This window comes from Glutamicibacter ardleyensis (assembly GCF_014644555.1).
Lineage (GTDB): Bacteria > Actinomycetota > Actinomycetes > Actinomycetales > Micrococcaceae > Glutamicibacter > Glutamicibacter bergerei.
The window spans coordinates 366,958-380,305 of the sequence record NZ_BMKX01000002.1; the positions used below are offsets into that span (position 1 = coordinate 366,958).

The 13,348-nt window shown below is 55.1% G+C and carries 15 protein-coding genes and 1 riboswitch; of the genes, 9 read left to right on the forward strand and 6 right to left on the reverse strand.

What is annotated here, in order from left to right:
- Positions 1 to 66 precede the first annotated feature (66 nt).
- The 3 genes from IEX04_RS06245 to hutI all read left to right on the forward strand — a co-directional run bounded on the left by IEX04_RS06245 (position 67) and on the right by hutI (position 3,474).
- On the forward strand, positions 67 to 1,206 hold the full coding sequence (locus IEX04_RS06245; protein WP_096256704.1) for a carbohydrate ABC transporter permease: 1,140 nt from the start codon (positions 67 to 69) through the stop codon (positions 1,204 to 1,206).
- Positions 1,203 to 2,150: a carbohydrate ABC transporter permease gene (locus tag IEX04_RS06250; protein WP_102598168.1), complete on the forward strand. Its 948-nt coding sequence runs from the start codon at positions 1,203 to 1,205 to the stop codon at positions 2,148 to 2,150. The genes IEX04_RS06245 and IEX04_RS06250 overlap by 4 nt, the downstream gene beginning before the upstream one ends.
- Before the next feature lie 136 nt (positions 2,151 to 2,286).
- Positions 2,287 to 3,474, forward strand: a complete 1,188-nt coding sequence (gene hutI, locus IEX04_RS06255; protein WP_188684480.1) for an imidazolonepropionase — start codon at positions 2,287 to 2,289, stop codon at positions 3,472 to 3,474.
- A 121-nt stretch (positions 3,475 to 3,595) separates the two neighbouring features.
- Here the strand turns inward: hutI and IEX04_RS06260 are convergent, their stop codons facing one another.
- On the reverse strand, positions 3,596 to 4,222 hold the full coding sequence (locus tag IEX04_RS06260; protein WP_188684482.1) for a class I SAM-dependent methyltransferase: 627 nt from the start codon (positions 4,220 to 4,222) through the stop codon (positions 3,596 to 3,598).
- A 98-nt stretch (positions 4,223 to 4,320) separates the two neighbouring features.
- Between IEX04_RS06260 and tpx the strand changes: the two genes are divergently transcribed.
- Positions 4,321 to 4,818, forward strand: coding sequence for a thiol peroxidase (gene tpx / locus IEX04_RS06265; protein ID WP_096256708.1), 498 nt, complete (start codon positions 4,321 to 4,323; stop codon positions 4,816 to 4,818).
- A 198-nt stretch (positions 4,819 to 5,016) separates the two neighbouring features.
- Here tpx and IEX04_RS06270 read toward each other — a convergent pair whose 3' ends face one another.
- A complete protein-coding gene (locus IEX04_RS06270) occupies positions 5,017 to 5,472 on the reverse strand; it encodes a hypothetical protein (protein ID WP_188684484.1) in 456 nt (151 codons plus the stop codon).
- A gap of 435 nt (positions 5,473 to 5,907) precedes the next feature.
- On the opposite strand from IEX04_RS06270, the gene IEX04_RS06280 reads away from it, so the two are divergent.
- The gene (locus tag IEX04_RS06280) at positions 5,908 to 6,690 is read left to right on the forward strand and encodes a CPBP family intramembrane glutamic endopeptidase (protein WP_096256711.1); all 783 of its coding nucleotides are present in this window, start codon (positions 5,908 to 5,910) and stop codon (positions 6,688 to 6,690) included.
- Positions 6,691 to 6,752: 62 nt separating this feature from the next.
- Complete coding sequence (locus tag IEX04_RS06285) at positions 6,753 to 7,163, forward strand: GNAT family acetyltransferase (protein ID WP_096256712.1); 411 nt, start codon at positions 6,753 to 6,755, stop codon at positions 7,161 to 7,163.
- Positions 7,164 to 7,229: 66 nt separating this feature from the next.
- Here the strand turns inward: IEX04_RS06285 and IEX04_RS06290 are convergent, their stop codons facing one another.
- A complete protein-coding gene (locus IEX04_RS06290) occupies positions 7,230 to 7,874 on the reverse strand; it encodes a VOC family protein (protein ID WP_170947882.1) in 645 nt (214 codons plus the stop codon).
- A 174-nt stretch (positions 7,875 to 8,048) separates the two neighbouring features.
- A riboswitch (SAM riboswitch) is annotated at positions 8,049 to 8,166 on the forward strand.
- Between the two features lie 80 nt (positions 8,167 to 8,246).
- Here IEX04_RS06290 and IEX04_RS06295 point away from each other — a divergent pair.
- Both IEX04_RS06295 and metX read left to right on the forward strand, forming a co-directional pair.
- The gene (locus tag IEX04_RS06295) at positions 8,247 to 9,602 is read left to right on the forward strand and encodes a bifunctional o-acetylhomoserine/o-acetylserine sulfhydrylase (RefSeq protein ID WP_268236912.1); all 1,356 of its coding nucleotides are present in this window, start codon (positions 8,247 to 8,249) and stop codon (positions 9,600 to 9,602) included.
- A gap of 2 nt (positions 9,603 to 9,604) precedes the next feature.
- Positions 9,605 to 10,750 (forward strand): homoserine O-acetyltransferase MetX, encoded by a 1,146-nt coding sequence (metX, locus tag IEX04_RS06300; protein WP_096256714.1) that lies wholly within the window; start codon positions 9,605 to 9,607, stop codon positions 10,748 to 10,750.
- 92 nt (positions 10,751 to 10,842) lie between these two features.
- Here the strand turns inward: metX and IEX04_RS06305 are convergent, their stop codons facing one another.
- Positions 10,843 to 11,709: an SGNH/GDSL hydrolase family protein gene (locus IEX04_RS06305; protein ID WP_188684490.1), complete on the reverse strand. Its 867-nt coding sequence runs from the start codon at positions 11,707 to 11,709 to the stop codon at positions 10,843 to 10,845.
- Between the two features lie 48 nt (positions 11,710 to 11,757).
- Entirely contained in the window at positions 11,758 to 12,147 is a 390-nt protein-coding gene (locus IEX04_RS06310; protein WP_096256716.1) for an SHOCT domain-containing protein, read from the reverse strand.
- Positions 12,148 to 12,348: 201 nt separating this feature from the next.
- Here IEX04_RS06310 and IEX04_RS06315 point away from each other — a divergent pair, with 201 nt between their 5' ends.
- Positions 12,349 to 13,014 (forward strand): alpha/beta hydrolase, encoded by a 666-nt coding sequence (locus tag IEX04_RS06315; RefSeq protein WP_096256717.1) that lies wholly within the window; start codon positions 12,349 to 12,351, stop codon positions 13,012 to 13,014.
- Between the two features lie 70 nt (positions 13,015 to 13,084).
- Here the strand turns inward: IEX04_RS06315 and IEX04_RS06320 are convergent, their stop codons facing one another.
- The gene (locus IEX04_RS06320; RefSeq protein ID WP_105678708.1) at positions 13,085 to 13,312 is read right to left on the reverse strand and encodes an RNA-binding S4 domain-containing protein; all 228 of its coding nucleotides are present in this window, start codon (positions 13,310 to 13,312) and stop codon (positions 13,085 to 13,087) included.
- Between the last annotated feature and the right edge of the window lie 36 nt (positions 13,313 to 13,348).

A 13,348-nucleotide genomic window follows, 5' to 3' on the forward strand; every position in this document is an offset into this window, starting at 1 on the left:
CACCAGTGAATAAGTGGGGGAGGCCGGTTCAACCGGCCTTCTCCAGCTTTAAAGGAGATATGATTCGTGTCTGATTTTTTCCAGTGGCTTGCCGGCTTGTCACCGCTTCTTCAAATACCGGTAATTTTGCTTTCCTTTGCCGTGGTGATCGGCCTGGTACTTGCGTTCGTTGAGGTTTCTACGAACCGTGGACGTGGCTTCGCAATTCTTCGTTTGCTCGCCTCCGTGCTCGTTCCTGTAGTAATACTCTTATTGCTCGGGCTATATGCCTCGGTCATGTGGGTCGCCGCAGTGGCTGCCGTTCTCGGTCTTGCCGTGTATTTCTATGACCGCCGCTCACGGTCGGGGGCCGGCACTTTTCTTCAGCTAACAGGATTCCTGGCCCCGGCCATGATCTTGCTGGCAATAGGGCTGATTTACCCAACCATCCGAACAGCAATTAGTGCTTTCATGACCAACGACGGCTCCGGATTTGCCGGGCTGGCGAACTTCGCCTGGGTCTTTACCAGCCCCGATGGCTTGACCGCCCTGCTCAATACGCTGGTCTGGGTCTTGGTAGCCCCGGTGGTTTCAACGATTATCGGCTTGGCCTACGCCGCCTTCATCGACAAGAGCCGTGGTGAGAAGTTCTTCAAGCTGCTCGTTTTCATGCCGATGGCAATTTCATTTGTTGGCGCGTCGATCATCTTCAAATTCTTCTATGATGTGCGGCAAGGCGAACAAATTGGCGTATTGAACGCAATCATCACCGCCTTCGGGGCGAAACCGGTGGACTGGCTAGGACTGGAACCATGGAACACCCTGTTCCTGGTCATCATCCTGATCTGGACCCAAGCTGGCTTCGCCATGGTGATTCTGTCCGCGGCAATTAAAGCGGTCCCTGCCGAACAGCTTGAAGCAGCTGCCTTGGACGGTACCACCCCGTGGCAGAGCTTCATGAATGTCACGCTGCCGGGAATCCGCTCATCGGTCATCGTTGTGCTGACCACCATTTCCATTGCTTCGCTGAAGGTCTATGACATCGTGTCCTCCATGACCGGTGGACGCTCCGAGACCACGGTTCTGGCCTACGAAATGGTCCGGCAGTTCCAGCTGGGCAGCCGCACCGGTTACAGCTCCGCATTGGCAGTAGTCCTGTTTGTCCTGGTGCTTCCGATCATCATCTACAACGTTCGCCAGCAAAAGAAACAAGGAGGCACTCGATGAGTACGGTCAGTGATTCCTCGCGCCGCTTGCTTAAAGCCACCGAAAAAACCGGCGGGAAACTGCGCAAGGCCAGTTCGTCTCGAATTGCCACGGCCGCTGCGTTCCTTATCGCCGCGATCTGGACCATCCCGACATTTGGGCTTTTTGTCTCCTCATTCCGTGAAGCCAACGACATCAAAACCACTGGTTGGTGGACGGCCCTGTCCAACCCGTCATTTACGCTGGAGAACTACGCGCAAGCGTTCGTCTCGGGCGACAGCTTGCCGCTGTCCAAGGCGTTCTTGAACTCCTTGGTCATTACGATCCCGGCTGCCATCATCCCGATCATCATTGCCAGCTTGGCGGCCTACGCTTTTGCCTGGATCAATTTCAAAGGGCGCAACACTCTATTCATCTTGGTCTTTGCATTGCAGATTGTCCCGATCCAGATGGCGCTGGTTCCAATGCTGCAGATGTTTTCCGATGGCGTGAAAATCGGTGGGTTGTATATCCTTCCCGGGCTAGGCGTTAATGGGCTCGACGGCGCCTATGCCAAGGTTTGGATTGCCCATACGATTTTCGCCTTGCCTCTGGCGATCTTCATGCTGCATAACTTCATTTCGGAAATCCCGGAAGAAGTCATTGAAGCTGCACGAGTAGACGGTGCCGGGCACGGAACTATATTCACTCGTATCGTCCTTCCGCTGGCGACTCCTGCCATCGCGTCGTTTGGAATTTTCCAATTCCTCTGGGTATGGAATGACTTGCTGGTGGCCACGGTCTTCACCTCCGGTGGGGAACTTCCGATTACCAAGGCGCTTCAAGACCTCTCAGGTTCTTATGGCCAATCGTGGGAGCTGCTCACAGCCGGAGCGTTCATCTCGATGATCATTCCGCTGGTTGTCTTCTTCGCACTGCAACGATTCTTCGTGCGAGGTTTGCTGGCAGGAGCCAGCAAGGGCTAAGTCGAGCTCGTTCCAGAACCAGAGGGTGTCCGTCTGAAATCTCAGACGGACACCCTCTGGTTCTCTGTTCCCAAGCCATGAATCCTAGGTAGGCTCATGCCTAAAGGACCAGCAACACCACGAAGGCGGAATTCTCATGGCAACCCTGTTGCTTACCAACATTGGACAGCTGACTACGGCTGACCAAAACGCCCGGGTGCTGGAACACGCCGCGGTGCTGATCCAAGACAGCCTGATCGCATGGGTCGGTGACATGGGCCAGGCACCGCAAGCCGATGAATCGATTGATCTCGGCGGGCGTGCGGTTTTGCCCGGCTGGGTTGACTCCCACAGCCACCTAATTTTCGGGGGCGACCGGGCCGAAGAATTCGTGGCACGCATGGCCGGGCAGTCGTATGCTGCCGGCGGCATCGCGGTCACCACTTCAGCTACCAGCCAGCTTTCCGATAACGAGCTGAGCGAAGCTGTGGCTGCACGCCGGGCGGAAGCTCTGGCAATGGGCACCACATGGATGGAAACCAAGACCGGTTATGGCCTGGCAGTGGATGAAGAGACCCGGCATTCGGTGCTGGGCAAACCGCTGGTTGATTCCTTGACCTTCCTCGGTGCGCACTTGGTACCTGCAGGATGGGATGCCGATGAGTACACGGAGTTGGTAACTGGCCCGATGCTGGATGCCGTGGCAGATAACGTTGACTTCGTCGATGTCTTCTGCGAACGCGGAGCTTTCACTGAAGAACAATCTCGCCGGGTCCTGGAAGCGGCAAGGGCAAAGGGACTGGCGACCAAGGTCCACGGAAACCAGCTGGGTCCTGGCCCAGGAGTGCAGCTGGCAGTGGAGTTCGGCAGCCACTCTGTAGACCACGTGAATTATCTGGAGGAAGAGGACATCCAGGCGCTCGCCGGAAGCTGGGCCGGCTGGGACTCAGCCACACGGACAGGAACTCCGGGCACGGTAGCAACCTGCTTGCCCGCCTGCGACCTGTCTACGCGACAGCCGTTTGCACCGGGCCGCGAACTGCTTGATGCAGGTGTGCGAATTGCTTTGGCCAGCAACTGCAATCCGGGTACCAGCTACACGAGCAATATGAACTTCTGCGTGGCTACCGCAGTGCTCCAAATGAACCTGTCGCTGGCTGAGGCAATCGAAGCGGCAACCTACGGCGGCGCCTTGGCCCTCGGAGTTGCCGGCCAAACCGGTTCCATCGAGGTAGGCAAACGTGCTGATCTGCATGTGCTTGACGCTCCGGTTGCTGCGCATCTGGCATACCGTCCCGGAATGAACCTGACCCACAGCGTATATCGGGCCGGCAAAGCAATCTAGCGGTTTGCCGCAGGCCACCGAGAACCGTGCTGCACCGGACACTATGCTCGGGGATTCCCGCCGGCGAGTGAGGAAGCCGATGAAATGGTAGCCGCCATTTCGACTCTCACTGTCCATGAGACTAGGACGGCAATACGAATATTCCGTCTGGGCTCGGGAACCCGGAACGCTGCTTGATGTGCGCGTAGACGCTGACCGACCACGGGGAATATGACTGGTAGGGAGATAAATGCCAGTCGGAGAATCGTTGCATCAGTTGCAGCGAAGTACCTTGGCGAAGCTCGTCCTGGTCTGCTGACCCGCCTTTGGTATGGCTGGTGGTGCCGATAATGAGCACGCCCGAAGAACTGCGCACCTGATCGGCCAAACTGAAAATTCCACGTAGCTGTTCGCGTGGGATGAATGCCGGAACATTGCCGGCCAGCAAAATGGCGTCGTACTGTTCGGGCAGGCCATGGCTGCGCAAAGAGGCGCTCTCCAGCTGATTCGCTGACAGCTGCCTGAACCAGGTCCCGTCGAATAGCTCTGCAGCTACCTCCAGGACTTGGGGTGTGGGGTCTATGCCGTAGGCATGGTGTCCCATGCGGCGCAGCGCATTGACCGTATTGCCCACGCCGCAGCCGATGTCCAGAACCTGTGATTCACGGTGGCATAGCATGTCAGTGAATCGGGCGACTACTTCCAAATCAGTACCGTCCAGAGTCAGCGCTCGCATCTTGGCCGCATATGCATCGTAGTTCGTGCCCATCTCCACAGTCTTGCATGAGCACAAGGCGTGAGCGACTTGTTTGCGCTTGTTGGCTGAAAATATGGCTCCGGATTAGGCATCCATGATAAACAAGACCTATGGCTAATACTGCTTTTAAGGGAACTCCCGTACAGACCATTGGTGAACTGCCAGCCGTAGGCTCGCAGGCTCCAGCATTCACCCTCACCGACACCGGCCTTGCAGATGTCACCAGCGAGTCGCTGGCTGGCCGCCGCGTAGTCCTGAACATCTTCCCATCAGTTGATACCGGTGTCTGCGCTGCCAGCGTTCGCCGTTTCAACGAACTGGCTGCCGGCCTGGAGAACACCACCGTAGTGTGCGTTTCCGCTGACCTGCCATTCGCCTTGGGCCGCTTCTGCGGTGCAGAGAACATCGAAAATGTGACCGCTGCTTCCGTGTTCCGCTCGGATTTTGGCTCGGACTACGGCGTGACCCAGGTAGATGGGCCACTAGCGGGCCTCTTGGCACGTTCCGTCGTCGTCTTGGACGAGACCGGCAAGGTCGTTTACACCCAGATCGTTCCGGAAATCACCACCGAGCCAGACTACGATGCTGCAATTGCAGCTCTGAGCTAGTCGCTTGTTCGCATCGATAATGATGCGCAGAAAATGCCCACCCGTGCTCGGGTGGGCATTTTGCGTCTAAACAATAAATGGGGTCAATGACTACCGTTTGCTCCACGCATACTTCGGCAGACGTTTATGATCTGAATCGGACGTAAAACATCGAATGAGATCTCGCTTATTCGGCGAGTTGCGGGTTTGGCTGATTGGTTAAGCAGTCTTACTAGCTTTTAGAGAGTGAGTAGGGGCGATCGAAACCGATAAATCTCGCCCCTGCAATTCATTAACGATGAAGCTTAGCGAGCTTGAAAAGCCGTTGACATCAATCTGTTCCTGAACAGTCCCACCTTCAGGCGTGCAAATGACTTTGATCTTTCCCTGATCCTGGTGCTTGTCATCCTGCCATACCACGGTGGACGAGGTGTCTTCGCCTTTGCGTCCAAGTACCGCTGAATGTTGGCCACCATTCAGTGGAATTCCAACTGAGACAGTTTGGATCTTTTCTTCGATGGTCGTTTTGGTCGCCGCAATTTCATTTTTTTGCATCGGCACTAGCGACGGTCCTGTTGATGGTGTGGAGATTTCTGATTTGCCAACGGAGCAACCTGTGAATGAGAGGGCAAGTGCAACGATTGTTGCGAAAATTAGAGTGCTTTTTGATCTCAAGATTAATTCCTTGTTAGGCAACAACTACTCGGAACTGGATTCCCGTAGGAGAAATTGCAGTCCCTGATCCGCTCGAAGTTTTGAATCCCGCAGTGTACTGCCGCCATTTGAAGATGTAGAAAGTGCTTTGTGGGCGAGCAACATACATTTGACGTGAGTTCATTTTAGACGACGCGGAAGACAAAATTGTAGTTAGCGAGCTTTGGACCGTGAAGTTCGTATTTGCGTTGAATGCTTTGATGCACACACCTCCACCTGCAGACAAGCTAACTGAGGCGGTGACTGAACGCGACAAATTGCCTTTCCCGCCTTTTCCTCCGATGCCACAGGACGACTCACTCGCACTCTTTTTGTTCAGCTTGCTGGTGGTCTCAACTTCAGGTTGTCGCAGGTTAGTCATGAGGCTCCTCAGCACGCGCACAGTCAGATCAGCCTATGATCGAAAATGTGAACGCTGAACAAATTGAGCAGACAGCAACCCGCAAAACTCTCAGGTTTGAGATCATCTTGGTTCTAGCCCTGTCTTTGGGGCAGAGCGCGGTGTATTCACTGATTAGTTTCGCCGACAAGGTGAGCCGTGCGCCGTTGCGCGACCAGACCACGTCGATGAATAATCCGTTAAACACGCGCGAATACTTTGACCTGTCCTATCAGTTGCTGGATATTTTCTTCGCACTGATCCCGGTTCTTCTCGCACTGTATTTGATGCACCGCACCCTGGGCCGAAGCGTGAAGGATGTAGGGTTCGACTTCCGCCGTCCGGGTAAAGATCTGTTACTTGGGGCCGGATTGTTTCTTGCCATGGGCCTTGGAACCCTGGGCGTATATGCCGCAGGCCGTGCCTTGGGAGTAACCACCGCGTTGTCCACGGCTAATCTTGGTGACTATTGGTGGAGCGTGCCGGTGCTGCTGCTTTCTGCCGTACGCCACGCGGTGCTTGAAGAAGTGATCATGCTCGGTTTCCTGTTTACCTACGGTAAGAAGCTGAACCTGGGACCGTGGACGCTGATTCTCGGATCTGCGCTGATCCGCGGTAGCTACCACCTCTACCAAGGCGTCGGCCCGATGCTGGGAAACATAGCCATGGGTGTGATTTTCGGTTGGATTTACCAGAAATATGGGCGAGTGATGCCGTTGGTGATCGCGCACTTCTTGTTGGACGCAGTGGGATTTGTCGGGTTCATGCTCTTCGGCCCCGCTATCGGTATCGGAGGCTAACCCCACAACGGCAAGCATTGCGCAATGGCAATAAACGACGTTTTCAACGGTACGTTTTACTTATGCAAATCAGTGAACTCAAACTGACCGAAATAGGCGAAGCAACAGCCCTGTGGCGGAGCGTCGAGCTTACGCGGCCATGGAATGATCCGGAGGCAGATGCACGTAAAACACTGGAGAATCAGAGCTCTACGATTCTTGCGGGACGTCATGAGCAAAGACTGGTAGCTACAGCCATGGTTGGGTTCGACGGACACCGAGGCTGGCTATATTACGTGGCGGTCCAACCCGGCATGCAGGGCCAGGGGTTTGGACAGGAGATTATGGGGGCAGCGTCGCGTTGGCTTGCTGAACAAGGGGTGCCCAAAGTACAGCTCATGGTGCGTACCGAGAACACTGATGTGATCGGATTTTACGAGCGGCTAGGCTACGAAGCTCAAGAAGTGGTGGTCCTAGGCAAAAGGCTTGGATAGTTGGAACGACAAAGGGTAGGCGAGGACGTTGCCGTCCGCACCTACCCTTTATTTCGACGTTCTTTGTTATAGCGTGACCAAACCATTGTCGGTTTCAAAGGTGACCGACAAGATGCCCGGAGTGCCGTTGGGTGCTTCGTATTCCATGCTCACCGCGCCAAGATTGACGTTCTCTGGCTGGCCTAGCCAGTCTAGGACGCGGTCGCGGGAACCAGCGATAGTGATGCTTTGAATCGCACCTACAGGCTCTAGAGCCTTCGAAGGGTGCAGATCCTCCGTTCCTGCGTCCCAGCGAAGCAAATACGGAACCTGCGGATCAGCGATGAGCCCCTTGATTCCAACTTGCTGCCAGGTGAGTTCGCGGCCGTCTGGGAACTTGCGGTTTCCCGGAACAGATTTACGTCCCAGCCGCTCTTCGGCGCTGGAGAGGTCTTCAACGGAAACGCACCATCCCATCCAGCCGCCGCCAAGCTCGGAGCGGGCTCGTACTGCCTGCCCAAACGGTGCTTTGTCGCTGGAAGGGTGGTTTAGAACTTCAACAACTTCTAGGTACTGGTTGTGCTTGAGCGGGAAAATTACATTCCGCGTTCCAAAACGCGGATGTACGCCCCCCTTGACGAATTCCAGGCCCAAAGCCTTGGAGATTCTTTCGGCGGTTGGCATGAGCCCATCGGGGCCACATGCGTAACTAACGTGATCTAGCCTCATCATGTGCCCCATCATGTCACTATGTGATCTCAGTCTCGACTTAGGCGACCCTAAGTGGTAATGGTGGGATCGAACAGTCTGCATAAATTTCTTCATTAAAGATCTATATGACCGATTGAGTCACGTTAAGCTATCTCATATTGCCAAATTCTTCGGCTATCGGGCAGACTTGAGTCAGGTCATGAGTCCCAGTAACAAGCCCCGGCTTACTGGGCGGCAACCCTCCGCCGCGGTGGGGTGCCCCGGGTGAAGACCTGGCCCTCGACGCACCAAGCGTTGAGGACAAGCGCGGGTTACCCCCTTCGAAAGCTCCTCGACGAGGAATTTGCCGTCGGTGTGTTTTTGAGTGGTGTACCCCCATAGTCGACAAACAATATGGAGGAAACCATGAGTAACAACTGGTCTTTTGAAACACGTCAGATCCATTCCGGGCAGCAACCAGATCCGGTCACCGGTGCGCGTGCCCTGCCGATTTTCCAAACCACGTCTTTTGTTTTCCCGAACGCCGAGAGCGCCGCGGCTCGCTTCGCACTGCAGGAGCTGGAGCCGATTTACACCCGTATCGGTAATCCAACGCAGGAAGCGGTCGAAAACCGTATCGCGGATCTTGAAGGCGGCGTCGGCGCACTGCTGGTCGCCTCGGGGCAGGCAGCAACCACCCTCGCAATTCTCAACTTGGCTCAGTCTGGAGACCACTTGGTGGCCAGCCCGAGCCTCTACGGTGGAACGCAGAACCTGCTCAAGCACACGCTGCGCAAGCTCGGTATCGAGGTCACCTTCGTGGCGGATCCAGACAACTTGGATCAGTGGCGTGCAGCGGTGAAGCCAAATACCAAGGCCTTCTTCGGTGAAGTCGTCTCCAACCCGCGCCAAGACATTTTGGACATCGAGGGAGTCTCACAGATTGCCCATGAGGTCGGGGTTCCACTGCTGGTTGATAACACCTTGGCAACCCCATATCTGATCCGCCCCATCGAGTGGGGCGCGGATATCGTCATCCACTCGGCCACCAAGTACCTCGGTGGTCACGGCACCGCCATTGCCGGCGTAATCGTGGACTCGGGCAAATTTGATTTTGCGAAGGATCCGGAACGTTTCCCGGACTTCAACACCCCCGATGAGTCCTACAACGGTTTGGTGTTCGCCCGCGATCTGGGCGTTGATGGCATCCTTGGTGCCAATCTTGCCTACATTCTGAAGGCTCGCGTGCAGTTGCTCCGCGATCTGGGCGCGGCTGTCGCACCGTTTAATGCTTTCCTTATTGCTCAAGGTCTGGAGACTTTGTCTCTGCGTATCGAGCGTCACGTGCAAAACGCGAAGGAAGTAGCCGTCTGGCTTGAAAGCCAGGAGCAGGTTGAAAAGGTCGCTTACGCTGGCCTGCCTTCCTCGCCGTGGTTTGAACGCGGACAGAAGTACTCGGCAAACGGTGTCGGCGCGATTATTGCCTTCGATATTGCTGGTGGACTCGAAGCTGGCAAGGCTTTTGTGGATGCGCTGAAGCTGCATTCACATGTGGCCAACCTCGGTGACGTTCGTTCGCTCGTCATCCACCCGGCGTCGACCACCCACGCGCAATTGACCGAAGACGAACGTCTGGCCGCCGGTGTGCGTCCGGGCCTCGTTCGGTTGAGTGTGGGACTTGAAAACATCAAGGATATTCTCGCTGATCTGCAACTTGGTTTTGCTGCCACTAAGCAGCTCTCTCACCAGGAATTGCAGGAAACCCTTTAGGCATGGCATCCATAGTGACTACCGAAGAAACTCTGCCATCGCAGGAACTTACCGACGGGCAAGACGGCATTTTGCGTCGTGCGTTCGTGGGGGAGTACACCTTCGAAACCGGTGGCTACCTACCGCAGATCGAGTTGGCCTACGAAACATGGGGCCAGCTTAACGCGGAGGGGACCAACGCGGTGCTGGTGAAGCACGCGTTGACCGGTGATGCGCACGTATCGCGCGGAGATTCGCAGACCCCGGGCTGGTGGGAAGATTTTGTCGGCCCCGGGCTAACTGTTGATACCGACAAGTATTTTGTCGTGGCCATCAACATCATCGGTGGTTGCAATGGGTCCACCGGACCTAGTTCGCCAGATGAGCACGGCAACGCCTGGGGTTCACGCTTCCCCTTTATTACCATCAAGGATTCCGTGCGCCTCGAAGCGCGGTTGGCCGACCTGCTCGGGGTGCACTCCTGGCATACGGTCATCGGCGGTTCCATGGGTGGGGCACGAGCCCTTGAATGGGCGGTTGAATTCCCGCAACGCGTAAAGAACGTGGTGGTGATGGCCTCCACGGCGCAAGCCACGGCAGAACAGATCGCTTTTGCGCAGGTGCAGACCGAGGCCATTCGCCTCGATCCCAACTTTGCGCAGGGCGACTACTATGCCAACGGAGTGCGCCCGGATGCCGGATTGGGCCTGGCTCGACGCCTGGCGCATATTACCTATCGTTCGGAGGCTGAGCTTGAAGCGCGGTTTGCGCGTAATGCGCAGACCGGCGAACAGCCGTTTGTTACAACACGCGGCCCACGCGGCCGATACCAGGTGGAAAGCTATCTTGATCACCAGGCGACCAAGCTGGTTCATCGTTTTGACGCGAATAGCTACCTGGTGCTCACCGAGGCTTTGATGAGCCATGACGTGGCGCGCGGTTACGAATCGCTCACGGTTGCGCTGGCTCGACTGGAGAAGGTGAATGTGGTGGTCGCCGCGGTCAACAGCGACCGGTTGTACTTCCCGGCGCAGTCTGAACTGCTCGCCGCCTCGTTGCCGAAGCCTAAGCCGGTGCATTACATCGATTCACCGATTGGACATGACGGTTTCCTGACGGACGCCAAGCAACTTGGCCCAGTACTGACCGCCCTAGTCTTTGATGACTAAGGGCTAAAAACTAAGCAGTCATATACATTTGGGACGTGGATTTTCGCACCAGTAATCGGTGCAACAAACCACGTCCCATTTGTTTTGTGTCTTTATTTTTGTCCGGGAGCGCTATCTCCAGCACCCAGCGAGGCATTCGGCGGCTGCACGGCGAAGGGCGTGGGAAGCGGTCTTTTTGCGCTAACTCCATCACCGGAAGACTGGTGGCGAATCCTGCGCAGGATCCACGGACCAAAGTACTCGCGAGCCCATTGCAGGTCTTCAATTCGTGCTTCGCGCCAGCTTCGGGTTGCGTGTTCTAATTGCGCGTCCATGACGCGTTCGTGGGGAACGTTCAGTGCATCGAGCACCATTGCGGAGATCACTTGGTGGCCCGCGGGGGAAAAGTGCAAGCGATCCGGATCCCACATTTGTGTTTGGCGCAGCTCGCCCAATGCCCAGAGATCTCCCACGACTGCGTCATGACGTTGGGCGATGGCACGGACGTTTTCGTTGTAAATTGCGACCTTGCCACGAATCCCACCAAGTACCGGGGTGTCGCGAATGTCCGGGCCGGTCAGTAAAACAATGGTGGCCCCAGTGCCACTTAACTCATTGATGGCGCCATCTAGCTTTTCGGCGATTTTATCCGGGTCGCCGCCGGGCCGGATGACATCATTTCCGCCCGCGCAAATGCTGATCAAATCCGGTTTAAGCGCGATTGCTGGTTCAAGCTGTTCTGCAACTATTTGATTGATTAGCCGTCCGCGGATGGCTAAGTTTGCATAGGCGAAATCCGGAACGGTGGTACTTAATTGCTGGGCGACGCGGTCAGCCCACCCACGATGTCTTCCCGGATTGTGCGGATCGGGGTCACCTATTCCCTCTGTAAAAGAATCTCCGAGCGCAACGTAACGCCGCCATGGATGATGTACTTCTTGGGGTGGGGCTGCCGGGCCGGAGATTGGGTTTTCAGACACTCCTACATTGTTACTCTTGGGTAACTTTATGTCAACGGATGAGAACAATTAATCGCGCAGCGCTTGGCTTCGCGCTTGCGTATATTCTTCGCGAGAAATGATTCCGCGTGTAAGCAGATCGTCTAGCTCGGATAGTTTCTGTTCCGTAGTTTTCTTCGGAGCTAGCATCTGCGAGCGAGCCAACCGGGTGGCGACGTCTGTCTGTAGGGTGAATGGATCAAATCCCGCTTTTCTGGTTGCCTTGTAATTTCGAACTGCGATGTAAATGATGAAGCCCACGAAAAGGATAAAGAGCACGGCAAATATTCCCGTTAGTAACGGAATAGCGCTAAAGGTCGTTTCCACGAAAGTTGAACCACCCAGAGGGTCTTCGTCGATGAAACCGAAATCCTGCAATTCATTAGAATCGATCAGCTGTGTTATATCCATCTCGTCCATGAGTCCCGTAATTCTGCGAGTTGGCCCCTGTCGACCACAAAGATCTATGACCGCTGGTGCTGCGTATTTGAATAATTATCACTAGTCAAACATGTTTATGAACAGAATGTAAGATGATTTTTGAAGTTTACGCTATTGCAACAAAAGACTTGTGACCACTATTGCGGATCAAAGTGCGCAAGATTCTGGTTGACTTGTTGGGTGAACGAAAAAACTTGGAATCCTACAGTTATCTGGTCTCGTCCCGAGGAAGAACGGGCGGGTACACCGTTGCTCGTGCTCTTGCACGGCTACCTATCCAATGAAGAAGACCTCATGGGGTTGGCTCCTATGCTGCCTAAGGAATTCACGATTGTCTCCGTGCGTGCACCTCAAGCACTGGGGCCGGGTTTCACCTGGTTCCCACTGATGCAAGATCTGGATTACTCCTTTAATGAAGTGAAATCAGCAATCACGGATTTGTGGAGTTGGCTAGAGCCAATTAGCAAGCAACATTCCTCGGTGAGCTTGCTTGGGTTCTCTATGGGCATGGCCGTGGCAACTTCGTTGCTGCGTTATCAGCCGGAGGCCATCAAAACCGTCGTGGGACTCTCCGGTTTTGCCGTTCCCGAAGAAGGAACAGGCTTCTTTAACGACGAAAAGCTTCGCCAGCTGCGCAAGCCACTTTTCTGGGGACGCGATCAAGAAGATCCGGTGATTACGGCGGAAAAAGTTGAGTACACCCATGGATGGGCAACCACCGACGTTCATCTCACCAAGGTGCTCTACTCAAATATGTTGCACTCGGTCAATGCGCAGGAGATGGCTCACGTACATGAATTTCTCAGCGCCGTGGTCCTGAAAACCGAGGCCGAGCAAGAAGTTTAATCTTACAAAAACTTGTGGCGGTGTCTCCAATAAAACAAGACATCGCCACAAGCGCAGAATATAAATTGAACTACGCGGTTTCGACAACTACCGATTCGCCGCGTACGGAGATCGTGTCTCCATTGCGCATCTGGGCACCGCGGCGAGTTTCGATCTTGCCGTTAACCAGTACCTGACCGTCTTCGATCAACTGTTTGGCGTGAATTCCGTCTTCGGCTAAGGACGCCAGCTTCAGTAGCTGTCCTAGGCGAATCGATTCGTCACGGATCTGAATGGGGAATACCTCGGAGTTTGCCATGGTTCCATCATCTCGCATCGAGGAGGGACTGTGAAT

Excerpts from the sequence above, each read along its gene's own strand:
- IEX04_RS06250 (WP_102598168.1), top strand. The coding sequence starts at position 1,203 with ATGAGTACGGTCAGTGATTCCTCGCGCCGCTTGCTTAAAGCCACCGAA.
- hutI (WP_188684480.1), top strand. The coding sequence starts at position 2,287 with ATGGCAACCCTGTTGCTTACCAACATTGGACAGCTGACTACGGCTGAC.
- IEX04_RS06260 (WP_188684482.1), bottom strand. The coding sequence starts at position 4,222 with ATGGGCACGAACTACGATGCATATGCGGCCAAGATGCGAGCGCTGACT.
- tpx (WP_096256708.1), top strand. The coding sequence starts at position 4,321 with ATGGCTAATACTGCTTTTAAGGGAACTCCCGTACAGACCATTGGTGAA.
- IEX04_RS06280 (WP_096256711.1), top strand. The coding sequence starts at position 5,908 with ATGATCGAAAATGTGAACGCTGAACAAATTGAGCAGACAGCAACCCGC.
- IEX04_RS06285 (WP_096256712.1), top strand. The coding sequence starts at position 6,753 with ATGCAAATCAGTGAACTCAAACTGACCGAAATAGGCGAAGCAACAGCC.
- IEX04_RS06290 (WP_170947882.1), bottom strand. The coding sequence starts at position 7,874 with ATGATGAGGCTAGATCACGTTAGTTACGCATGTGGCCCCGATGGGCTC.
- IEX04_RS06295 (WP_268236912.1), top strand. The coding sequence starts at position 8,247 with ATGGAGGAAACCATGAGTAACAACTGGTCTTTTGAAACACGTCAGATC.
- metX (WP_096256714.1), top strand. The coding sequence starts at position 9,605 with ATGGCATCCATAGTGACTACCGAAGAAACTCTGCCATCGCAGGAACTT.
- IEX04_RS06310 (WP_096256716.1), bottom strand. The coding sequence starts at position 12,147 with ATGGACGAGATGGATATAACACAGCTGATCGATTCTAATGAATTGCAG.
- IEX04_RS06320 (WP_105678708.1), bottom strand. The coding sequence starts at position 13,312 with ATGGCAAACTCCGAGGTATTCCCCATTCAGATCCGTGACGAATCGATT.